Below are 21,397 nucleotides of genomic sequence, written 5' to 3' on the forward strand. Positions count from 1 at the left end.
TTCGACATCGAGCGGCTCAACATTGTTACCGCTAACACGAGCCGTGAGCCAGGTGCGTGACGTCAAAATCACCCTCCGGCACCGAAGCGCTCTGCCGGGGTGGCCGCTGAGCTGGGGATGATGATGTTTCCGAATGTCCGGTGACGGTGCGCCGGATCAACCGCCGACCAGGGCGACTACCTGTCTTGTTATCGCTAACACCATCACCCGGCGGGCTCCTGCGCCTTGTTCAGGCCCAGCACACGCAGGGCGTTCTCCTTGAGGATCAGCGGGCGCACCTCGTCCTTGATGTCCAGTTCCTCGAAGTCCGTGAGCCACCGGTCGGGGGTGAGGACGGGGAAGTCCGAGCCGAAGAGGACCTTGTGGTGCAGCAGGCTGCCGGCCTGCCGGACGAGTTGCGGCGGGAAGTACCTCGGGGACCAGCCCGACAGGTCGAGGTACACGTTGGCCTTGTGGGTGGCGATCGAGATCGAGGAGTCCACCCAGGGCACCGAGGGGTGGGCGAGCACCATGGTCAGGTGGGGGAAGTCCGCCGCCACGTCGTCGAGGAGCATCGGGTCGGAGTACCGCAGCTTGATGCCGCGCCCGCCGGGGAGTCCGGCGCCGATGCCGGTCTGTCCGGTGTGGAAGAGGGCGACGACGCCGAGTTCCTGGAGCGTCTCCCACAGCGGACGGTGGGCGGGGTCGTTGGGCGCGAAGTTCTGGAGGCTGGGGTGGAACTTGAAGCCGAGGACGCCGTACTCCTCGGCCAGGCGTCGGGCCTGTCGCACGGCCCGGTCGCCGCGCAGCGGGTCGACGGAGCCGAACGGCAGGAGCACGTCGGCGTGTTCGGCGGCGCCTTCGGCGATCTCCTCGCTGGAGAGCGGCGGGTGGCCGAGGCCGGTGGTGGCGTCGACGGTGAAGACGACCGCGGCCATGTTCCGGGCGCGGTAGTGCTCGGCGATCTCCTCCAGGGTGGGCGTGCGCGGATGCCCGGATCGGAAGTACTGGGCCGAGGCGTCCAGGAGTTCCTGGTCGAGGGAGAGGCGGCCGTGGCCGTCGCACTCGATGTGGACGTGGGTGTCGAGCGCGACGATGGCGTCGGGGTCGATGCGGGGGCGGTAGCGGACAGTCACGTGCGCGCTCCTCATCGGGGCGTCGGGGGGCGGGGGGTCGGGCGTTGGGGTGTCGGGGCGTCGAGGCATCGAGCGTCGGGGTCGGCCGAGGATCGCTGTCAGGGCAGGGAGCGGCGGCGGCGCTTCTCCTCGATGAGCCGGACCAGCAGGTCGTCCCGCTCGGCCACCATGCGCGCCTGGTCGACGCCGGTGAGTTCCTCGTCGACGCCGCGGACCAGTGCCTCGGTCAGGGCCGGGGTGAGCTGTGGCGTGCCGAGGTCGTCCATCCAGCGCTGGGCGGGCGGTCCGAGGTGTTCCAGGGTGTGGGCCATGCCGCCCGGCCCGCCGGACAGGTGCTGGTTGACCAGGGGACCGAGCAGCGCCCATCGCAGGCCGGGGCCCTCGGAGACGGCCGTGTCGATGTCGGCGACGGTGGCCACGCCGCGTTCCACCAGCGAGTAGGCCTCGCGCCACAGTGCGGCCTGGAGCCGGTTGGTGACGTGGCCGGGCACCTCGCGCCGTACCAGGACCGGCCGTTTGCCGAGTGCGGTGTAGAAGCGCAGGGCCTCCTCGACGACGGACCGCTCGGTGCGCGCACCCGGCACGACCTCGACCAGCGGGATCAGGTGGGACGGGTGGAAGGGGTGGCCGACCAGCACCCGTTCCGGGCGGCGCGCGCACATCGTCTGGAGCGTGGTCGGCGTCAGCCCGGAGGAACTGCTGGCCAGCGGGGCCGACGGCGGGGCCGCCTCGTCGAGTTCGGCGAGCAGCCGCCGCTTGGCGTCCTCCCGCTCCGGGCCGCTCTCCTGCACGAAGCACGCACCGTCGGCGGCCTCCGCCGCGCTGTCCGTGAAGCGCAGCCGGTCGGGGTCGGCTCCCTCGGCGAGGCCGAGCCGGGTCAGGGCCGGCCACGCTCGGCGCACGGATTCCCTCAGCCGCTCCCGGGCGCCGGCGGCGGGGTCGTGGGCGAGGACGTCCAGGCCACGGGCCAGGAACAGGGCGGCCCATCCCGCGCCGATGACGCCGGCGCCCACCACGGCGACGTGCCCGGCGCCCGCCGCCGCGGGCCCGGGCTCCCCCACGGCGGCGTGCCCGGCGCTCATCGGGCGTCCTCGGCGCGGCGGCGGCCGTACTCGGCGAACGCGTCGAGGGCCGACGGGTCGACGAGCGCGCCCGGGGAGGCGACGGCGGCGGGATCGGCGCCGAGCAGGATCCGCTTGACCGGCACCTCCAGCTTCTTGCCGGTCCGCGAGTACGGCACGGACGGCACGGCGACGATCCGGTCCGGCACATGGCGTGGCGACAGGGCGGACCGTATCCGCGCGGACAGTCGTTTCCGCAGGCCGTCGTCGACCCCGGTGCCGGGGCTGGGCACCACGAAGAGGATCAGTTCGCCGGTGCCTCCCGCCGGGTCCTCTAGGTGGACGACGACGCTGTCGGTGATCTCGTCGGCGTCCTGCAGGACCCGGTAGAACTCACCGGTGCCGAGCCGCACCCCACCCCGGTTGAGGGTGGCGTCGGACCGGCCGGTGATCAGGCAGGAGCCGGCGGCGGAGAACCGGCACCAGTCGCCGAAGCGGAACGCGCCCGGATAGGCCGAGAAGTAGGCGTCCCTCAGCCGGCTTCCGTCCGGGTCGCCCCACAGGCCGACCGGCATGGACGGCATCGGGGAGGTGATCACCAGCTCTCCCAGCTCCCCGACGACGGCCTCGCCGTCCCGGTCGTACGCCTTGACGTCGACGGCCAGGCTCGGGCCGGACATCTCGCCGGCGTACACCGGTGTGAGCGGCGACGCCTGCACCAGTCCGGTGCAGACGTCGGTGCCGCCGCTGCCGACGTTGAGCAGGACCCGGCTGCCGAACTGCCCGGCCACCCACCGGGCGCCCTCGGGCGGGAAGGGACTGCCCGCCACGCCGATCTGCCGCAGCCTGGAGAGGTCGAACTCCTCGGCGGGCCGCATCCCTTCCTTGCGGCAGGCCATCAGGTAGCCGGGACTCGCACCCATGAGGGTCGCGCCGGTGCGCTCGGCGAGCCGCCACTGCTCCCCCAGGCCGGGATGGAGCGGGTTGCCGTCGATCATGACGATCGAGGCACGGACCAGCAGCGCCGACACGAGCGTGTTCCACATCATCCAGGCCGTGGTGCTGAACCACAGCAGCCGGTCGCCGGGGCCCAGGTCCCAGTGGAAGGCGTGGTTCTTCAGGTGCTCGAGCAGCAGTCCGCCGTGGCCGTGGACGATGGCCTTGGGCCTGCCGGTGGTGCCGGAGGAGTAGAGCACGCACAGCGGATGGCCGAACGGAACGGGCTCGAAGGCGAGGGGTTCGTCGGTGTCGGCCAGCAGGTCGGCGAAGGGCACCGCCCCGTCCAACGCGTGCCGTCCGTACGGGACATGGACGACATGGCGCACGCCGGGCAGCGCGGCGCGGATCTCCGCGACCTCGGCCCGCTTGTCGGCCTCCTTGTCGCCGTAGGTGTACCCGGCGACGGCGAGCAGGACCTTGGGCTCCACCTGTCCGAACCGGTCGTGCACGCTGCGGGGCCCGAACTCCGGTGCGCAGGCCGTCCATACCGCGCCGAGACTGGCGGTGGCCAGGTAGGCGACCAGCGTCTCGGGGATGTTGGGCAGGTAACCGGCGACCCGGTCGCCCCTGCCGACGCCCAGGCGGCGCAGCCCGGCGCGTACCCGCCGTACCCGCTCGGCGAGTTCGGCGAAGGTCAGCTCGACGGGCTCCCTGGTCTGGGAGTGCGCGACGACGGCGACCGTGTCGGCGTCCTCGGGCCGGCCGAGGGCGTGCTCCGCGTAGTTGAGGGTGGCGCCCGGGAACCAGCGGGCGTCGGGCATCTCCCGGGTGGTGAGGACCTTCTCGGCGGGGGTGTGGAACCGGACGCCGAAGTACTCCCGGACCGACTCCCAGAAGTCCTCCAGGTCGCGGACCGACCAGGCCCGCAGTTCCTCCCAGGAGGCCAGGTCGGCCCTGCGGTTGTCGCGCAGCCAGGTCAGGAACTCCCGGGCGCGGGCGACGCGGGCCCGCTCCGGGACGGGCGGGTGGAGGAGTTCGGGTTCCCGGGGCGGGTGGGGGGTGCTCATCGTGCCTCCTCGTCGACGGAGGTGAGGGGGGAGGTGGGAGCGGGAGCGGGAGCGGAAGGGGAACGGGGAGCGGGCGCCGGTGGGGAGACGGGCGCCGGTGGGGAGACGGGCGCGGATGCGGGGGCGGATGCCGGTGCCGGTGCGGGCGCGGATGCCGGTGCCGGTGCCGGTGCGGTGACCTTGGCCGCGCGGCCGGACAGGAAGGCGTTCATCCGGTCCTTGGCCTCGGGGCTGCTCTGGGCGACGCCGGCCATCAGGGATTCCAGGAGCAGGCCGGTCTCGGGCGCCGCCTCGGCGATCCTGGGCAGGGCGTGGATCACGGCGTAGTTGGTGACGGGGCTGTTCCGGGCGACGCGGGCGGCGAGTTCGAGCGCCTTGGCCAAGCCCTCCCCCGTCGCGGTCCGGTAGGTGGCGAGCCCGGCGGCGGCGCCCTCGTCGGCGTCGAGCACACGACCGGTGAGCATCATGTCGGCCATCAGGGCCACACCGGTGAGCCGCGGCACCCGGACGGAGGCGCCTCCGCCGACGAACAGGCCGCGCTCACCCTCCGGCAGGGCGAAGAAGGCCGAGTCCTCGGCGATCCTCAGGTGGGCGGAGGCGGCCAGCTCCAGGCCGCCTCCCACGACGGCCCCCTTGAGCACCGCGATCACCGGCACGGTTCCGCACGCGATCCGTTCGAAGGCACGGTGCCACATGCGGGAGTGGTGCAGGCCCTGCACCGCGTCCCGTTCCCTGAGTTCCGCCAGGTCGAGCCCCGCGCAGAAGTGCTCGCCGTCGGCGGCCAGCACCACGGCCTTCGCCCAGGCGGGCGGGGCGTCGAAGAAGCGGCCGAGGCCCCGTACGGTGGCGTCGTCCAGGGCGTTGCGCTTGGCGGGGCGGCTCAGGGTGAGGATCGCGACGTCGCCGTGACGGGCCGGCGAAAGAGACGCCGGCGAGAGGGATGCGGGGAGGTCGTTCTCTGCGGTCACACCATCTCCAGACCATCAGGAACCTTGATGATCAACCATGGTTGGTACCCTCAAGATTCCTGTCAATACCCGGGAGGGAAACGGTGGAGGAAGCCGAGGGCCGGCGCGCGCCGTCCTTGCTGTATGCGGTCAAGCGGCTCGAACTCGTCATCCGTGCGCGGCTCGACGAGATGCTGCGCGGCTCGGGGGTGACCACCCTCCAGTACACGGCGCTCACCGTGCTCGAACGGCGTGGCGGCATCTCCGCGGCGCAGCTGGCCCGCGACTCCTTCGTCACCCCCCAGGCCATGGCCGACATGCTGCGGGCGCTGGAGCAGCGTGAGCTGATCTCCCGCTCCCCCAACCCGGCCAGCCGCCGCGAACTGCTGGTCCACCTCACGGAGGAGGGCCGCCGCCTCCTCGCCGAGTACGCCGACGCGCACGCCGCGATCGAGGAGCTGATGCTCTCGGGGCTGAGCAGGGCGGAACGCACGCGTCTGCGCTCGTCCCTCGACGGTTCCTGGCGGGCGTTGCGCCCGCCCCGGTGACGGAAGGCTCCGGGACGGGCACGCGCCTCAGGCGTTCTCGCGTTCCTCCGGCCGTCTCCCCGCGGGCGCGGCGAGTTCGTTGCGGCTGGTCTCGCCCAGCGCCAGCACGCAGACCACGGTGAGCGCGCAGAACGCGGCGATGACCAGGGAGATGGCGTTCGTGCCGCCGCCGAGCGCCTGCGCCTCGGCGAAGATCAGTGGTGCGAAGCCGGCTCCGAGCCCGGCGAGCTGGTAGCCGAGCGAGGCCCCGGTGTAGCGGCTGCGGGTGGTGAAGAGTTCCGCGTACAGCGCGGCCAGCGGCCCGTACATCATCGGGTGCAGGAGCGACTGCCCCACGACGACGGCCACCACCAGCGCGGTGGTGCTGCCGCTGTCGACCAGCGGGAAGAGCACGAAGGAGTAGGCGCCCACCGCCACCGCGCCCGCGGCCACGACGGGTCTGCGGCCGAAGCGGTCGCTGGCGGCGGACCAGCCGAGGATGCCGGCCACGGCGAGCGTCGACGAGACGGTGAGGGCGTGCAGCACCGTCTCCCGGCCGTAGCCGGCCCGTACCGCGTAGGAGATGATGAACGTGGTGAGGGTGCCCTGCACCACGAACGCGCTCAGGCCGACGCCCACGCCGAGCAGCAGCACCCGCGGATGGTTGCGCAACACGTCCGCGAGCGGCGCGCGCCGGGGCGCCTCCTGGGCGGCGGCCGACGTGAAGACGGGGGTCTCGGCGACCCGCAGCCGCACGAACAGGCCGATGGCCAGCAGCACGAGGCTCAGCAGGAACGGTATGCGCCAGCCCCAGGCGAGGAACGCCTCCTCGCCGACGGCCGCGGCGGTCGCGGACATCGCCACCGTGGACACCGCCATGCCGCACGGCGCGCCGGCGTTGGTGAAGCTCGCCCACAACCCGCGCCGCTCCTTGGCGTGTTCGGCGGACATCAGCACCGCGCCGCCCCACTCGCCGCCCACCGCGACGCCCTGCACCACGCGCAGCACGACCAGCGCGATCGGGGCCAGGCTTCCGGCGCTCGCGTGGGTGGGAAGCACGCCGATCAGGAAACTGGCGACGCCCATCAGGACCATCGACAGCACCAGCATGTTCTTGCGGCCCAGCCGGTCCCCGAAGTGGCCGAACAGCACACCGCCCAGCGGTCGGGCGATGTAGCCGGTGGCCAGGGTGCCGAAGCTGGCCACCGTGCCGGCCAGCGGGTCGAGGTCGGAGAAGAACACGTCGGCGAAGACCACCGCGGAGGCGGTCGCGTACAGCAGGAAGTCGTAGTACTCGATGACGCTGCCGAGGAAGCTGGACGTGACGGCGCGGCGCAGTTGGGTGCTGTCGCCGGGGGTGGGGGGTGCGGGCTTCATGCCAGGGCTCCTTCGCGCTGCCGGCCGGGGAGACTGTCAGGTTTCCTGATCGACGGTCAGTGTCGGGACGATCAGGAAACCTGTCAATGCTTCGGACGTGCGCGACCGCTTCGGCGTAGGAGGGCCGCCGGTTCACACGGATGCGGGGCCGTGCGGCCCGACGGCACGGGGACGGGCCGGAGCCCCTTGGAAGGGCTCCGGCCTGTCCGGTGTCCGGTCGGTCCGTGCGTCAGCTCGTGGTGCAGGCGGCGCCGTTGAGGGTGAAGCCGGTCGGCGAGGCCGTGTTGCCGGTGTGGGTGGCCTGGAAGCCGATCGTGGCGGACTGGCCCGCCGCGAGCGTGCCGTTGAAGCCCACGTTGGTGGCGGTCACCTGCCCGCTGGTCCCCTTGTAGGTGGCGTTCCACCCGTTGGTGATCGTCTGCCCGCCGGGGAGGGTGAACGCGAGCGACCACCCGTTCACGGTCGACGTGCCGGTGTTGGTGAGGGTGAGGTTCTCGGTGAGTCCGTTGTTCCAGGCGGTGACCGCGGCGGTCACCTTGCACGCGGCCGCGCCGGGCGGCGGGGTGGTGGGGGTACCGGTCGTCGGGCCGGGGCCCGGGGTACTGCCGGTGAGGCCGAAGAACTGGACGGCCTGGGCGGCCATCCCGGTCGACGGCAGGGAGTGACCGGCGCCCTGGATGCTGTACGCCTCGACGTTCACCGCTCCGGAGGCACTGGCGAACCGCTGCCGGTTCCAGCCGGACTGCGGGGTGTCGGAGGACGTCGGGGTCTGGCTCAGCCCGAACACGTCGGTCCACTGCTCGACGCTCTCCTGCAGCAGCGAGTAGGGCACGAGGGTGTCGCTGGTGCCGTGCCACAGCTGGATCCGGGGCCGCGTCCCGCTGAACCCGGGGTAGGCCTGCCGCACCAGGTCACCCCACTGCTGGGGGGTCCTGTTCATGCTTCCGCCGGTGCACTTGCTGGTGCTGGGCGGGTAGTCCGCCGCGTTGGCGAAGCATCCGAACGGAACGCCCATGAAGGAGGCGCCGGCCTTGAACACGTCCGGGTACAGGGCGAGCATGTGCTGCGTCATCATGCCGCCGGACGAACTGCCGGTGGCGAACACCTGGTTCGGGTCGGCGTTGTACTGCTGCTTCACGTAGTTGATCATCGAGATGATCGAGACGGGGTCGCTGCCGCCGCCGCGGCGCTTGGCCGCGTCCGACCAGGTGTCGAAGCACTTGCCGAAGCCCGCCGACTGGGTCGCGGTCGGGTAGACGACGATGAACCCGTACCGGTCGGCGAGAGAGGCGAACTCGCTGCCGGAGTAGAAGTTCGGGCCGGTGCCGCCGCAGCCGTGCATGGCCACCACGACCGCCGGCTTCGCGGGACGACTGTCCGGCACGTAGACGTGCATCTGCATGTTGCCCGGGTTGTCGCCGAAACCGGTCACCTGGGTCAGCGACGCGGCCTGCGCGGGCACCACCGTGACCAGGCCGATCAGCGCGATGCCGACCGCCACCACGACGGCGGCCAGCCTTGTTAACGGCGTTGACGGTCTGCGTGATCTCTTCACTGCGGACTCCTCGGAAATGCGCCGTACGGCATCCGGCCGAGGCCGACCGTGCCGGCGGTGGGGGGAGCGCCCACGCGCGGGATCACGACGCGGGCGCGGCTGTCTGCGGCCGGCGGACCCGCGGGCCGATGGAGCGGTGAACGTCGAGGCCTCGGCCGATGGAGGGGGACCGGCCCGCGGCCCTCGCGGACAAGGACCGAGGGCCGCGGGCGGCCACCATGAGGCCCAGGAGCCCCATGCCTCATATAACAATGACCGTATCCCCCGGACACAAAACCGTCAATCAATCTGCCCCGAACGGGAGTTGGCCTTGGAGGACCCGCCGAGCCGCACTCCCGCGAGCAGGTCCGCGGTGGTGTGCGCCCCGATGCCGCCGTCCGCGCCGGAGGGCAGCGCGGCCACCGCGCGGACGTGCTCCTGGGCGGTCCCGGCGAGTCCGTCGTAGACGGCCGTGAAGAGGTCCCTGACCTGCTCCCTCCGCCAGCCCGGCGGCATGCACCGCATCGGCAGCCGCGGGTCGAGGACGTGGAACCGGCGGTAGGTGTCCATGACCTCGGTACGCGCGCACACGGCCTCGACGCCGCCCACGCCACCGGCCCGCATCCGGTCGAGCAGCGGACTCCAGCGGTCGACGAAGGACGTGTACTCCTCGGCGATGGCGTCGACGTCCCAGGCCTCCAGCGGATCGCGGCGGGCGGTCGACTCCAGTTCCACGTGCCGGGCCCGGAAGACCGTCAGCGATCCCGGGCCGACCTGGGCCAGCTCCTCCCGCGCCCTCGGGCTGAACGGCCGGGGCGACAGCCACAGCCCGTCGTACAGCGGCGCGTACCCGAGCCAGCGCAGTCTCCCCCGCAGCGTCCGGCGCTCCGCGCTGCGCCCCTCGGGGAGCGAGAAGGAGATGACCGTCCACGTGCCGTCCCACTTCTCGGCCCGCTCGGTGAACGCGACGATCGAATGCCCCGAGAGGGAGAGGTTGACCGCGGCGGGGTCACTGAGCCGGTAGGAACTGTGCCGCCCCTGCCGGCTGCTCTCCAGCACGCCCCGCCGGGCCAGTCGGCTGATGGCGGTGCGACCGGCGGCGGGCGTGACGCCGAACTCGCCCAGCAGCGCCACGATCGCCCCGGAGGGAACGGGCGCGCGGGTGCGCAGGGTGTAGTCGGCCAGCAGCGTCACCGTCAGGCTCTGCGGTGAGCCCCCGGCCCGTCGGCGGGGAAGCCGCACCGAGTCGGTCGGGTCGTCGGGATAGATCTCGTTGACGTCGAAGGGACGGGCCACGACACTCCCCGGCACGGCTGCGTACGGCTGGTTCGGTAACTCCCGCAACCTACCGGCCGGTTGGAACAGCCGCGAACCTGCCCCGCCCTCCCGGGACCTCCTCGCCGCACGCAGCGGAGGAACCCCGGCCGCAGTGCGGCCGGGGTTCCTCACGTGGTGTGCGTCAGCGCTGGAGGGTGAGGATGCCCGGCCGGTACGGGAGGGCGTTGTAGTCGCCTCCCGAGTTCGGGGCCTTGCCCTGGTAGAGGAGCTGGAGGTTGCAGGGGTCGATGGTCATGGTCTGGTCGGGGTTGGAGCGGACCAGGTCGCCGTGGCTGATGTCGTTGGTCCAGGTGGCGCCGCTGTTGGCCTTGCCCGCGAAGGGGTTGCTCTCGCTCGCCGCCTGCGGGGTCCACGACCCGCTCAGGCTGGAGGACGTGAAGGAGCGGAAGTAACGGCCGTTGGCGCCCATGGCCTCGACGATCATCAGGTACTGGTTCTGGCCCTGCACCTTGTACACCTGGACGGCCTCGAACAGGTTGGCCTTGGTGTCGCTCATGACCGTCGTGTACGAGGAGCCGAAGTTGCCGGGGAAGTTCCCGATCGGCATGCTCGCCCGGTAGATCTTGCCGTTGTCACCGGCGAAGAACAGGTACATGTTCTGGCCGTCGGCGATCAGCGTCTGGTCGATCGGACCGGTGTCGGAGCCCGAGATGCTGCCGGTGAACAGCGCCTGCGGCGAGGACCAGCCGTTGACGTTGGTGGGGTCGCTGGACGTGCGGTACATGAAGGCCGCGGAGCCCCACTGGTAGGCCAGCACCCAGATGTTCTTCGGCGCGAAGTAGAAGAGCGTCGGCGCCACGGCCGCCTGGCTCATGCCGTTCTGGCCGGCCGACGCCATGTCGGACGGGTTGGTGAACGGGCTGAAGGCCATCGAGCCGTAGGAGGAGCCCGTCGAGTACGACCCGTAGACCAGGTACTTGCCGTTGTGCTTCACCGCGGTGAAGTCCTTCAGCGAGACCCACCCGTTCTTCGGCTGCGCCAGCGCGCCCGTCGAGGACCACCGGTACGACGACGGAAGCGAGCACGAGCCGCCTGTCGGCGGAGGCGTCGTCGGGGTGGACCCGCCGCCGGCGGTCAGGCCGCTCCACTTCTGGTTGTTCTGGCCGGTGCACGTCCACAGCTGGATCCTCGTGCCGTTGGCCGTGCCGTTGTCCTTCGCGTCCAGGCACAGGCCGGACTGCACGCCGACGATCGTGCCGTCGGAGTTCACCCGCCACTGCTGGTTCGCGCCGCCGCTGCAGGCGTAGATCTGCAACTGGACACCGGCCGTGGTGGAGCTGCCCGGGACGTCCAGGCACCTGCCCATCACGGTCAGCTGGTTGCTGTCGGTCAGCGTCCACTGCTGGTTGGACTGCCCGTTGCAGTCCCACAGGTGCAGGTACGTGCCGTTGGCGGTGTTGGAGCTCGGCAGGTCCAGACACCGGTTGGACGGTAGGTGGCGCAGTGCGCCGGTGGATGCGGCCTGAGCCGGCTGGGCCACCAGCATCGCCGCCAGCGCGGCGAGCACCGCGACCGCGGCGGAGAACACCGCGGACAGATGCCTGCGGGGGAGATTCTCTCTGCTCATGAGACTTCCTCGTCTTGGGCAAAGGGTTCCGGCCCGACCCGTGGGGGGACCGTCCGGACTGTCGATGTGGTGCTGTGCGTCGGCGGTCCGTCGGGTCCGGGTCAGGCCGTGCGGCCTCCCCGGCCCCGCGGGACCGTGAACGGACCGGCGCAACCCGGCGGCTCCTCGTGCCCGAGAAACGCACCGGCCTGCGCCGGACCTCGAACTCAATGCACACCGTGCCCCACCCCCCGAAGGGGGTCGAGTGCCATCAAGCGAGGTGGAACGGATGGGACTGTGACGCCGTTGATTGTTACCGCTAACACCGCCGGGAAGCCAGGCTCGTGCAGCGGAAATCACGGACGGTCCGAGAACCACAGCGCGCCCGCCGTCGCGGGTGAGGGTCGGCGGACATCACCTCTCCACCCGCCCTGGGCACACCACTTCACGGCGTCTACCAGTGCTTACCTGCTCCTGCGGAGCACCGATCCAGGCGCCGCCCGGATGCCCGGGCGGGTGCGGGTAGCCCACGGGCCGGTTCTCCGACCACTCCACTCGGCCGCACCCGGCCTCGCCCAGCCGTGCGGCACGCTTCGGCGGACTCGGCAGCTAACGCGACTGTCGGGGTGAGTTGTTACCGCTAACACGGAATCCGCAGGTCCGGGAGCCCGAGCCGTGGCTTCGCGCTCCGGGGACCGCCCTCAGGCGCTGGCGCGGATGACCAGCCGGGTCGGCAGGATCAGCGCCGACGGGTCCTGCCCGTTGACGAGGGCGGCGAGCATCCGCGCCGTCTCCCGCCCGAGGGCCTGTATGGGCTGGTGCACGGTGGTGAGCGGCGGATCCGAGACCTGCGCGACCGCCAGGTCGTCGAAGCCCACCACGGCGACGTCGTCCGGGACCCTTCGGCCGGCCTCACGCAACGCGCGCAGCGCCCCCACGCCCATGTTGTCGTTGGCCGCGAACACCGCGTCGACGTCCGGGCGGTCGGCGAGCAGCGCGGTCATGGCGGCGGCGCCGCTGCTCTCGGTGAAGTCCCCCGCGCGGGGCGGGAACGGGTCGAGGCCGGCGGCCAGCACCGCGCCCCGGTACCCGCGGTACCGGGCGCGACCGGCTTCGGTGTCCAGCCGCCCGCAGAGCGCGGCCACCCGCCTCCGGCCGAGCGAGATCAGGTACTCGGTCGCCTCCCGCGCGCCTCCCGCGTTGTCGACGTCCACGTACCAGCGCGGTACCGAGCCGACCGGCCGTCCGCCGAACACGACAGGCATCGTCGCCCTTTCGGCCATCCGGGCGAGCGGATCGTCCTCGCGGAGCGCCATCAGCATCACGCCGTCCGCGCCGTTGGAGCGGAGGAGCTCCTCCACCCTCCTGCGGCCCCGGTCGGAGGCGGCCAGACAGAGCATCAGGTGCAGGTCCGCCTCCTCCAGGGCGGCCGACGCCCCGACGATCACCTGGGCGAAGAACGGGTCGGCGAAGATCGACGGGTCCTCCCCGGAGACGACCAGGGCGGCCGCCCCCGTCTGCCGGGTGGCCAGCGCCCGGGCGGTCGAGTTGGGCACGTACCCGAGGCGGCGCACGGCCCGCGCGACCGCCTCGCGCTTGACCCGGCTGACGTGCGGGGCGTTGTTGAGCGCGCGTGAGGCCACCGAGCGGGACACGCCTGCCAGTTCGGCCACCTCGTCGAGCGTCGGCTGCCGGCGCGGCGCATCCTGTGCCATGGAACGCGTTCCTCCCCTGTCGACCCGACGGCGTCCATCCTCGCCCATGACGTCGCCTCCCCCCGGCAGGGGTCGGCCCGGCCCGGACGACGACGTCAGGACGGCCGTGAGGGTGCTCCCAGGACAGAACTGGGAGCGCTTCCAGACAGATACGGCGCCTTACCGACGGTAAGAGTGCCGCTCTCTCCCTGACTCTTGACAGCACAAGCGGAACGCCACAACCTTACCGATGGCATCCCCCTGAACCTCCGGGCTGGAAGCGCTTCCAGTATGGGAGCGCTCCCCCGAGGTCGTGTTCGACTCCTGCCTGTGTCGCCCCCACGGAGGACCGGCACCGCGCGGGGACGCCGCACCACCGCACTTCCTTCAGCGCGTCGCACGCTCGGGACGAGGCCGGCGGCGCGTCACTGCCAGGAAAACGAGGTACCGACATGCGCCGCAGATTCCGCACCCTGCTGGCAGCGTTCTCCGCCCTGCCGCTCGCGCTCGCCGCCGCCCCGTCCGCCCACGCGGCCGATCCGACCACCCTGACCAGCGGGTTCTACGTGGACCCCGACTCCAGCGCCAAGCGGTGGACCGCCGCGAACCCCGGCGACGGCCGGGCGGCGGCGATCAACTCCTCGATAGCCAACACCCCCATGGCCCGTTGGTTCGGCTCCTGGAGCGGCACCATCGGCACGGCCACGGGGGCGTTCGCGGGCGCCGCGGACAGCCGGGACAAGCTGCCCGTCCTCGTCGCCTACAACATCTACAACCGCGACTACTGCGGCGGACACTCCGCGGGCGGGGCCTCCTCGCCCTCCGCCTACGCGAGCTGGATAGCCCAGTTCGCCGGGGGCATCGGCAGTCGCCCCGCCGTCGTCATCCTGGAACCGGACTCCCTCGGGGACTACGGGTGCATGACGCAGGCCCAGATCGACGAGCGCGAGGCCATGCTCACCGGCGCCCTCTCCGAGTTCAGCCGCCAGGCCCCCAACACCTGGGCCTACCTCGACGCGGGCAACCCGGGCTGGACCGATGCGGCGACGATGGCCCGCCGTCTCCACGAGGCCGGTCTCCGGCAGGCCCACGGCTTCTCGCTGAACGTCTCCAACTACTTCACCACGGCGCAGAACACGGCCTACGCCAACGCCGTCAACAGCGCGCTGAGCTCCCGCTACGGCTACACCAAGCCGTTCGTGGTGGACACCAGCCGCAACGGCAACGGCTCCAACGGCCAGTGGTGCAACCCGTCCGGCCGCCGGATCGGCACGCCCACCCGCCTCGGCGGCGGCGCCGAGATGCTGCTGTGGATCAAGACGCCGGGCGAGTCCGACGGCAACTGCGGTGTCGGATCCGGCTCCTCGGCCGGCCAGTTCCTCCCCGAGGTCGCCTACAAGACGATCTACGGCTACTGATCCGGAGAGCATGGCACGGCCGGCCCCGTCGGACGGCGCGCCCCCTCTCACCGCAACACCTCCCCAGATGTCCACCCCCCTGGAGGTACAACCATGGGCTCCTACGCCCTTCCCCGACCCTTCGTCCACCGGAGGATGCGCAGCCTGTTACTGGCGCTGCTCGTCGGCGTCCTCGGCGCGTCCCTCGCCCTGATCGGACCGCCCGAGGCGCGCGCCGCCGAGAGCACCCTCGGCGCGGCGGCGAAGCAGAGCGGCCGGTACTTCGGCACCGCGATCGCCTCGGGCCGGCTGAGCGACTCGACGTACACCACGATCGCCAACCGCGAGTTCAACTCGGTGACGGCCGAGAACGAGATGAAGATCGATGCGACCGAGCCTCAGCGCGGTCAGTTCAACTTCACCTCCGCAGACCGCGTCTTCAACTGGGCCACGCAGAACGGCAAGCAGGTGCGCGGCCACACCCTGGCGTGGCACTCCCAGCAGCCGAGCTGGATGCAGAACCTCAGTGGCAGCACGCTGCGCCAGGCGATGATCGACCACATCAACGGCGTGATGGGCCACTACAAGGGCAAGATCGCCCAGTGGGACGTCGTGAACGAGGCCTTCCAGGACGGTAGTTCGGGAGCGCGGCGCGACTCCAACCTGCAGCGCACCGGGAACGACTGGATCGAGGTGGCCTTCCGCACCGCGCGGGCCGCCGACCCGGCCGCCAAGCTCTGCTACAACGACTACAACGTCGAGAACTGGACCTGGGCCAAGACCCAGGCCATGTACAACATGGTCAAGGACTTCAAGCAGCGCGGCGTGCCGATCGACTGCGTGGGCTTCCAGTCGCACTTCAACAGCGGCAGCCCCTACAACAGCAACTTCCGCACCACGCTGCAGAACTTCGCGGCCCTCGGCGTCGACGTGGCGATCACCGAACTGGACATCCAGGGCGCCTCGTCCACGACCTACGCCGCCGTGGTCAACGACTGCCTGGCCGTGTCGCGCTGCCTCGGCATCACCGTCTGGGGTGTGCGCGACAGCGACTCCTGGCGGTCCGGGGACACCCCGCTGCTGTTCAACAACGACGGCAGCAAGAAGGCCGCCTACACCGCCGTCCTCAACGCGCTGAACAGCGGCACCTCCAACCCCGACCCCACGCCGACGCCGACGCAGCCCTCGGGCGCCGGTCAGGTCAAGGGCGTGGCCTCGGGCCGCTGCCTCGACGTGCCCAACGCGAGCACCACGGACGGGACCCAGGTCCAGCTGTGGGACTGCAACAACGGTACCAACCAGCAGTGGTCGTCCACCGCGGCCGGTGAGCTCAGGGTCTACGGCAACAAGTGCCTGGACGCCGGAGGCACCGGCAACGGCGCCAAGGTCCAGATCTACTCCTGCTGGGGCGGCGACAACCAGAAGTGGCGCCTGAACTCCGACGGATCGATCGTCGGCGTCCAGTCCGGTCTCTGCCTCGACGCCGTCGGCGCCGGAACCGGCAACGGCACCCTGATCCAGCTCTACTCCTGCTCGGGCGGCAGCAACCAGCGCTGGACCCGCACCTGACGGGCCCGCGACGGACGCACTCCGGTGGGGCCCCCGGACGCCCGGGGGCCCCATCGGGGCGTCGTCACTCTCCCCCGTCCAACGCGGCTGCCCGGCGGGCGTATTCGCGGGCGATCGCCGTGTTCGGAGCGGCACTCTCCGCCGCCCGGTACATCCGCGCCGCGTCGCCCGGACGACCGAGGCGGCGCAGCGCGTCGGCGCGGACGGCCGGCAGGGCGTGGTTGCCGGCCAGCTCCTTGGGCGTTCCCAGGGCCTCGACGGCGTCCAGCTGGGCCTGCGGACCGTCGCGCATCCCGACGGCGACCGCGCGGTTGAGCGCGACCACCGGATTGGGGCTGAGGGCCGCGAGCCGGTCGTACAGACCGACGATCCTCCCCCAGTCGGTGGCGGCGGCGACCGGGGCGAGGGCGTGCTGCGCGGCGATCGCCGCCTGGAGCGCGTAGGCGCCGCCCGCCGGCAGCGCCTCGCCGGCGAGGGCCACGCCCTCGGCCACGAGCGCCCGGTCCCACAGTGTCCGGTCCTGGTGCTCCAGCGTGACCAGGCCGCCGTCCTCGTCGAGCCGGGCAGCGCGCCGGGAGTGCTGGAGCAGGAGCAGCGCGAGCAGGCCCCGCGCCTCCGGTTCCTCCGGTGCCTCGGCGGCGACGAGCCGGGCGAGCCGGATCGCCTCCTCGGCGAGGGCGTCGCGGGTGGTGTTGCCGTCGCTGGGCGCGTACCCCTCGGTGAAGACGAGGTAGATGACGGCGAGCACCCCGCCCAGCCGCTCCGCGCGTGCCCCGGGCGGCGGCACCCGGTAGGGGATCCCCGCGGCCGCGATCTTGCGCTTCGCCCGCAGGATCCGCTGCGAGACGGTGTCCTCGGCGACCAGGAAGGCGCGGGCGATCTCGCGTGTGGTGAGGCCTCCGACCGCCCGCAGGGTCAGTGCCACCCGGCCTTCGACGGGGAGCGCCGGGTGACAGCAGGTGAACACCAGCCGCAGCCTCTCGTCCCCGGGCGGTCCCGGTTCGCGGGCCGCCTCCAGCGCGGCGGCCTCGGCGAGCTTTCCGTGTTCGGTCGTCCGCCGGCGCAGCACGTCGAGGGCGCGGTTCCGGGCCGCGGCCACCAGCCACGCTCCCGGTTTCCGTGGCACCCCGTCCCGCTCCCAGGCGGGCAGGGCGCGGGCGAACGCCTCCTGGGCGCAGTCCTCGGCCAGTTCCCAGTCGCCGGTCAGGCGCACGATCGTGCCGAAGACGACGCCCCACTCGCCGCGGTACGCCTCGGCCAGCGCCGCCCGGACCTCCGACGGACCGGTGGTCACGTGAGGTCCGTCCAGAACTCGCGCAGCTCGGCGGTCCCTGCCCGTGCCATGGGACAGCGGGCCAGGTAGTCGACCGCTTCCTCCCACTCGCCGTCGATGAACACGATGCCCGACACCCACTCCGGCACGTCCGCGTACGCCCCGTCGGTGACCAGCAGTTCCCCCGCACGGCGGCGCACGAGGGTGGCGTCGTGGACGGGACGCAGGTGCTCGCCGCCGAGGTAGCGGCCGGAGGCGATGCCGTCGAGGACCCAGTGGGCCACTGCGGCCGGGTCGGGGGTGAAGGGCGGCGCGGCGGGGTCGGTCCGGAGGATCCCGAGGAAGCGCGCGACGGGCACGTCACCCTCGTGCGGGACGTTCCCGGTGCCCGGGCCGAGGTCGAGCGGTGCGACCGGCCGGATCTCGATGCGTCCGCCGGTCGCCATCGGGTGCGAGGCGGCGACCTCGATCGCCTCGTCGAGGTCGGCGGCCTCGATGAGGTCGTATCCGGCGATCCACTCGTTCGTCTCGGCGAACGGGCCGTCGGTGACCAGTACGCGGTCGCCGCGGACGCGGACCGTCCTGGTCTCGTCGACGGGCCTGAGCGGCATCCCCTCCGCGCGGACGCCGCGGCCGTTCCACTTCTCGACCCATGCCTCCGGGCTCTCGTCGGTCGGTTCCCCGGCGGGGTCGGTGGCGACGAACAACACGTACTTCATGACCGTTCTCCTTCCGAACGTCTCATGAGGACGACGAAGAGGTTCCGCCGGATCCGACAGTGCGGCCGATGTTTCTTCGAGGAAATCTTCCTCGCACCCCTCCGCCCCCACCCTCGCCCCGTCCCCGAGGCAGCCGACGGCTCGAGCTCGCCGGCACCCCTCGTCATTCCGTGAAGATGCGGAACTCGAGGACGGGACGGTCCCACGGCACGGCGGGCGGGTTCGCCGGTGCCGTCCCGGTCCGCACCGCGCCGACGAGGCGGTAGAAGTCCTCGGCGGGAGGGTGGGACACCACCTCGACCCGGTCCAGCCCGGCGGCACGGGCCTCCGCCTCCATGTGCGCGACGAGCAGGCGTCCGATGCCCCGTCCTTGCGCCTCGTCGGCGACGAACAGCAGATCCAGTTCCGGTGGAGCGAGGACCAGCGAGTAGAACCCGAGGACCCGCCCTCCGTCGTCGTCGCCTCCGACGGCGACGAACACGCGGTGGGCCTCGATGTAGTCGGGACCGACCCGGTAGCCCGCGACCGCGGCCGCGTACTGCCCCTCGTACGCGCCCGATCCCCGCACGAGCCGGGTGAGCCGTCTGGCGTCCCCCGCGACAGCCCTGCGGATCGTGACCGGCCGGCCGCCCCGTGACGTGCGTGAACCCATCCGAGGAGTATTCCGCACCGGGGAGTGGCCTCGCTCCCCCGGGGCGGGCCGGGGCGGCGCGGCGGTCGGTTCGCGGGGCTGCGGGACGGTTACCGGTCGAGCGCGGGCGGCCCCGCCTCGATGCGTCGCAGCACGGGGGCCAGGCGTTCCACGTCGGGGCCGGGATCGAGTTGCCGTTCGTCCCACCAGGTGGCGCCTGCGTCGCGCAGCGGACCGATCACGTCCTTGGTCCGGGCGGCGTCCGCCGGCGTGGCACCGCCGACGACGAGGTCGAAGGGGCGCCGTGCGCCGCCTTCCCGATGGCCGCGCACGTAGGCGAGCAGCTCCCGCACCTCCTCGCGGTCCGGCGGGTGACCGTGCGGCGCGTTCTCGAACAGCGGGACCGCGCCGTCCCACCGCGCGGCCCGTCGCATGGGCGCGCGGTTCGGCCAGAAGCCACCGATCCACACCGGCGGCCGGGGCCGCTGGACCGTGGCGGGCGTCAGGCTCACCTTCCGTGCCCGGTAGTGCCGGCCCTGATGGTCGACGGTCTCGCCCGTCCAGAACCGCCCGAGCAACTCCAGTCCCTCGTCGAGCCGTTCGGCGAGCACCCGGCGGTCGGTGGTGTCACCGAAGCTGCCGTACTCGTCCTCGACCGGCCCGCCCAGCCCCGCCGCGAAGACGACCCTGCCTCCGCTGAGGTGGTCCAAGGTGGCCACCTGCCGTGCGAGTTGCTGCGGCTTGTAGCGGGCCACCGGAGTGAGCAGCGTCCCCAGCCGGATCCGCGACGTCGCGAGCGCGGCCGCGGTCAGCAGCATCCACGCGTCCCCGAAGGGCCGCCCCGAGTAGGTCCGGTAGTGGACGTGGTCCCAGACGAAGAGCCCGTCCCACCCGGACTGCTCGGCCGCCGCCGCCACGGTCGCCACGTTGCGGGGGTCGGCGAAGTCGCCGAAGTTCGGGATGTTGATCGAAAAACGCATTCCGGCATGGTGGACCGGCCGCGCCTTCCCGGGCAACGGCTTTCGCGCTGCCCGGGGCGGCGACGGAGGAGGCGTCCCCGATGTGGGCGGCTCCGAGGTCGATGACGACCCTGTCCGGGTCGCCGGCGTGGTCGAACCGGCCGACCAGGTCGTTGGACGAGGCGAAGAACAGCGCGCCGGTGAGCCGGTAGACACGGTGCTGCCGTCGGGGTCGGTCACGGCGGTGACGCCGGCGAGGTGGGCGATCGCCGCGGCCCGGCCGTGCCGGCCCGCAGCTCCCTACCCCCACCCCGCCCACCGTGCGGGACCGTTTCCGCCGGCCCGCCGCGCCGCGGCGCGCCGTCGTCGCCCGCTCGCTCCGCGCCCGCAGGCTGGGCTCCACGACCACATCACCGGCGCCCTTACGGGCACCCGCACGGTGTCGTCGCCGCCGAGGAAAGGAGTGCCCGTGCCGAACGCAGGATCCGCAGAGCCCGCGCGCCGACGGGAAGGAGCACGGTGGCCCGTCCTGCTGGGCCTCCTCGTCGTCTGCTACGCCGTCGCCGCACTCGGCGCGCTGGCCACCGGGGACTCGGGAGAGACCTACCGGGCGCTGGACCGGCCGGCCTGGGCCCCGCCCGGATGGCTGTTCGGCCCCGTGTGGACCGTGCTGTACGGCACCATCGCCGTCGCGGCATGGCTGGTGCTCCGGAACCCTCGCGGGTCCACCCGCGCCGCCATGACCTGGTGGTGGGTCCAGCTGCTCCTCAACCTCGCCTGGTCGCCGCTCTTCTTCGCCGCCGGGGAGTACGGGCTGGCCTTCCTCGACATCTGTCTCCTCCTGGCGGCCGTGGTGGTCACGATCGTCCTCTTCGCCCGCCACCGCCGGGCCGCCGGCCTCCTGCTGGTCCCCTACGCGCTGTGGGTGGCCTTCGCCTCGGCCCTCAACCTCGCGATCTGGGTGTCCAACACCTGACGGACCGCCCGGGGCGACACCGGCCGGAGCCCCGCCCGGGCGGGGCTCCGGCCGGCCGGTCAGCGGCCCGCCGCCAGTGCGCGCAGGGCGACGTTGAGTTCGAGGACGTTCACCCGCGGATCGCCGACGAAGCCGAGGGTCCGCCCCTCGGTGTGCTCGGTCACCAGCCGCTCCACCTCGGCCGGCGACAGGCCGTTGCGCGCGGCGACGCGGTGGGTCTGAAGCCGCGCGTAGGCCGGGGAGATGTGCGGGTCCAGGCCGGAGCCGGAGGAGGTGACGGCGTCCGCGGGGACGTCGGCGGCGGCGACGGGGTGGCCGGGCACCGAGTTGTCACGCACCACCGCCTTCTGGGCGGCCTCGACCTGGGCCACCAGGTCCGCGTCGCCGGCGGACAGGTTGGTGGCGCCGGAGAGCAGCAGCCGGTACCGGGTGTTGAGGGTGTTGGTGCCGAGGCCGTGCGCGGGACGCCCCTGGAACCACCTGAGGTCGGGCTCCGGCGTCTGCCGCCCCTCGGCCCGCGGCAGGGTGAAGGACTGCCCGATCAGGGAGGAGCCGACGACCCGGCCGTCCGCCTCCACCTGCGAGCCGTTCGCCTGCCGCGGGAAGAGCCCCTGGGCGACGCCGGTGACGGCCAGCGGGTAGAGCACGCCGGTCACCAGGGTGAGGACCAGCAGGGCCCGCAGACCGGCGCCGAGCAGCCGGGCGGTGGTGGTCACGGTGTTGTTCAT

18 protein-coding genes and 1 pseudogene are annotated in these 21,397 nt (G+C 72.3%); 4 read left to right on the forward strand and 15 right to left on the reverse strand.

Annotated features, from left to right (window positions below):
* Window positions 1–203: 203 nt before the first annotated feature.
* From ABT026_RS02570 to ABT026_RS02585, 4 genes are all read right to left on the reverse strand, one after another.
* The gene (locus ABT026_RS02570; protein ID WP_351111347.1) at window positions 204–1,115 is read right to left on the reverse strand and encodes an amidohydrolase family protein; all 912 of its coding nucleotides are present in this window, start codon (window positions 1,113–1,115) and stop codon (window positions 204–206) included.
* Between the two features lie 98 nt (window positions 1,116–1,213).
* Window positions 1,214–2,197 (reverse strand): 3-hydroxyacyl-CoA dehydrogenase NAD-binding domain-containing protein, encoded by a 984-nt coding sequence (locus ABT026_RS02575; protein ID WP_351111349.1) that lies wholly within the window; start codon window positions 2,195–2,197, stop codon window positions 1,214–1,216.
* Window positions 2,194–4,182, reverse strand: coding sequence for an acetoacetate--CoA ligase (locus ABT026_RS02580; RefSeq protein WP_351111351.1), 1,989 nt, complete (start codon window positions 4,180–4,182; stop codon window positions 2,194–2,196). Before ABT026_RS02580 ends, ABT026_RS02575 begins: the two co-directional genes overlap by 4 nt.
* Window positions 4,179–5,150, reverse strand: a complete 972-nt coding sequence (locus ABT026_RS02585; protein WP_351111353.1) for a crotonase/enoyl-CoA hydratase family protein — start codon at window positions 5,148–5,150, stop codon at window positions 4,179–4,181. Before ABT026_RS02585 ends, ABT026_RS02580 begins: the two co-directional genes overlap by 4 nt.
* 170 nt (window positions 5,151–5,320) lie before the next feature.
* Between ABT026_RS02585 and ABT026_RS02590 the strand changes: the two genes are divergently transcribed.
* A complete protein-coding gene (locus ABT026_RS02590; RefSeq protein WP_351111641.1) occupies window positions 5,321–5,677 on the forward strand; it encodes a MarR family transcriptional regulator in 357 nt (118 codons plus the stop codon).
* Between the two features lie 27 nt (window positions 5,678–5,704).
* Here the strand turns inward: ABT026_RS02590 and ABT026_RS02595 are convergent, their stop codons facing one another.
* The 5 genes from ABT026_RS02595 to ABT026_RS02615 all read right to left on the reverse strand — a co-directional run bounded on the left by ABT026_RS02595 (window position 5,705) and on the right by ABT026_RS02615 (window position 13,166).
* The gene (locus tag ABT026_RS02595; protein WP_351111355.1) at window positions 5,705–7,033 is read right to left on the reverse strand and encodes an MFS transporter; all 1,329 of its coding nucleotides are present in this window, start codon (window positions 7,031–7,033) and stop codon (window positions 5,705–5,707) included.
* Window positions 7,034–7,262: 229 nt separating this feature from the next.
* Window positions 7,263–8,537, reverse strand: a complete 1,275-nt coding sequence (locus ABT026_RS02600; RefSeq protein ID WP_351111357.1) for an extracellular catalytic domain type 1 short-chain-length polyhydroxyalkanoate depolymerase — start codon at window positions 8,535–8,537, stop codon at window positions 7,263–7,265.
* Window positions 8,538–8,867: 330 nt separating this feature from the next.
* Window positions 8,868–9,863 (reverse strand): PaaX family transcriptional regulator, encoded by a 996-nt coding sequence (locus ABT026_RS02605; protein WP_351111359.1) that lies wholly within the window; start codon window positions 9,861–9,863, stop codon window positions 8,868–8,870.
* Window positions 9,864–10,026: 163 nt separating this feature from the next.
* Window positions 10,027–11,472, reverse strand: a complete 1,446-nt coding sequence (locus ABT026_RS02610) for a non-reducing end alpha-L-arabinofuranosidase family hydrolase (RefSeq protein ID WP_351111361.1) — start codon at window positions 11,470–11,472, stop codon at window positions 10,027–10,029.
* A 680-nt stretch (window positions 11,473–12,152) separates the two neighbouring features.
* Window positions 12,153–13,166, reverse strand: a complete 1,014-nt coding sequence (locus ABT026_RS02615; RefSeq protein WP_351111363.1) for a LacI family DNA-binding transcriptional regulator — start codon at window positions 13,164–13,166, stop codon at window positions 12,153–12,155.
* A gap of 431 nt (window positions 13,167–13,597) precedes the next feature.
* On the opposite strand from ABT026_RS02615, the gene ABT026_RS02620 reads away from it, so the two are divergent.
* Window positions 13,598–14,563 (forward strand): glycoside hydrolase family 6 protein, encoded by a 966-nt coding sequence (locus tag ABT026_RS02620; RefSeq protein ID WP_351111365.1) that lies wholly within the window; start codon window positions 13,598–13,600, stop codon window positions 14,561–14,563.
* Window positions 14,564–14,656: 93 nt separating this feature from the next.
* The gene (locus ABT026_RS02625) at window positions 14,657–16,111 is read left to right on the forward strand and encodes an endo-1,4-beta-xylanase (RefSeq protein WP_351111367.1); all 1,455 of its coding nucleotides are present in this window, start codon (window positions 14,657–14,659) and stop codon (window positions 16,109–16,111) included.
* 64 nt (window positions 16,112–16,175) lie between these two features.
* Here the strand turns inward: ABT026_RS02625 and ABT026_RS02630 are convergent, their stop codons facing one another.
* The 5 genes and pseudogenes from ABT026_RS02630 to ABT026_RS02650 form a co-directional block, all read right to left on the reverse strand.
* Entirely contained in the window at window positions 16,176–17,405 is a 1,230-nt protein-coding gene (locus tag ABT026_RS02630; protein ID WP_351111369.1) for an RNA polymerase sigma factor, read from the reverse strand.
* Window positions 17,402–18,103, reverse strand: a complete 702-nt coding sequence (locus ABT026_RS02635; RefSeq protein WP_351111370.1) for a YciI family protein — start codon at window positions 18,101–18,103, stop codon at window positions 17,402–17,404. Before ABT026_RS02635 ends, ABT026_RS02630 begins: the two co-directional genes overlap by 4 nt.
* Window positions 18,104–18,266: 163 nt before the next feature.
* Window positions 18,267–18,755: a GNAT family N-acetyltransferase gene (locus ABT026_RS02640; protein WP_351111372.1), complete on the reverse strand. Its 489-nt coding sequence runs from the start codon at window positions 18,753–18,755 to the stop codon at window positions 18,267–18,269.
* 89 nt (window positions 18,756–18,844) lie between these two features.
* Window positions 18,845–19,714 (reverse strand): LLM class flavin-dependent oxidoreductase, encoded by an 870-nt coding sequence (locus ABT026_RS02645; RefSeq protein WP_351111374.1) that lies wholly within the window; start codon window positions 19,712–19,714, stop codon window positions 18,845–18,847.
* Window positions 19,715–19,769: 55 nt separating this feature from the next.
* Window positions 19,770–19,969 (reverse strand): annotated as a pseudogene (locus ABT026_RS02650) (SulP family inorganic anion transporter); the annotation flags it as partial.
* A gap of 193 nt (window positions 19,970–20,162) precedes the next feature.
* Here ABT026_RS02650 and ABT026_RS02655 point away from each other — a divergent pair.
* Window positions 20,163–20,669, forward strand: coding sequence for a TspO/MBR family protein (locus ABT026_RS02655; RefSeq protein ID WP_351111376.1), 507 nt, complete (start codon window positions 20,163–20,165; stop codon window positions 20,667–20,669).
* A gap of 59 nt (window positions 20,670–20,728) precedes the next feature.
* Here ABT026_RS02655 and ABT026_RS02660 read toward each other — a convergent pair whose 3' ends face one another.
* The gene (locus tag ABT026_RS02660) at window positions 20,729–21,397 is read right to left on the reverse strand and encodes a potassium-transporting ATPase subunit C (protein WP_351111378.1); all 669 of its coding nucleotides are present in this window, start codon (window positions 21,395–21,397) and stop codon (window positions 20,729–20,731) included.

The sequence above is a fragment of the Streptomyces sp. NPDC002734 genome (assembly GCF_040295685.1).
Classification (GTDB): Bacteria; Actinomycetota; Actinomycetes; order Streptomycetales; family Streptomycetaceae; genus Streptomyces.

Excerpts from the sequence above, each read along its gene's own strand:
- ABT026_RS02575 (WP_351111349.1), bottom strand. The coding sequence starts at position 2,197 with ATGAGCGCCGGGCACGCCGCCGTGGGGGAGCCCGGGCCCGCGGCGGCG.
- ABT026_RS02580 (WP_351111351.1), bottom strand. The coding sequence starts at position 4,182 with ATGAGCACCCCCCACCCGCCCCGGGAACCCGAACTCCTCCACCCGCCC.
- ABT026_RS02590 (WP_351111641.1), top strand. The coding sequence starts at position 5,321 with ATGCTGCGCGGCTCGGGGGTGACCACCCTCCAGTACACGGCGCTCACC.
- ABT026_RS02595 (WP_351111355.1), bottom strand. The coding sequence starts at position 7,033 with ATGAAGCCCGCACCCCCCACCCCCGGCGACAGCACCCAACTGCGCCGC.
- ABT026_RS02610 (WP_351111361.1), bottom strand. The coding sequence starts at position 11,472 with ATGAGCAGAGAGAATCTCCCCCGCAGGCATCTGTCCGCGGTGTTCTCC.
- ABT026_RS02615 (WP_351111363.1), bottom strand. The coding sequence starts at position 13,166 with ATGGCACAGGATGCGCCGCGCCGGCAGCCGACGCTCGACGAGGTGGCC.
- ABT026_RS02620 (WP_351111365.1), top strand. The coding sequence starts at position 13,598 with ATGCGCCGCAGATTCCGCACCCTGCTGGCAGCGTTCTCCGCCCTGCCG.
- ABT026_RS02625 (WP_351111367.1), top strand. The coding sequence starts at position 14,657 with ATGGGCTCCTACGCCCTTCCCCGACCCTTCGTCCACCGGAGGATGCGC.
- ABT026_RS02635 (WP_351111370.1), bottom strand. The coding sequence starts at position 18,103 with ATGAAGTACGTGTTGTTCGTCGCCACCGACCCCGCCGGGGAACCGACC.
- ABT026_RS02640 (WP_351111372.1), bottom strand. The coding sequence starts at position 18,755 with ATGGGTTCACGCACGTCACGGGGCGGCCGGCCGGTCACGATCCGCAGG.
- ABT026_RS02645 (WP_351111374.1), bottom strand. The coding sequence starts at position 19,714 with ATGCGTTTTTCGATCAACATCCCGAACTTCGGCGACTTCGCCGACCCC.
- ABT026_RS02660 (WP_351111378.1), bottom strand. The coding sequence starts at position 21,397 with ATGAACAACACCGTGACCACCACCGCCCGGCTGCTCGGCGCCGGTCTG.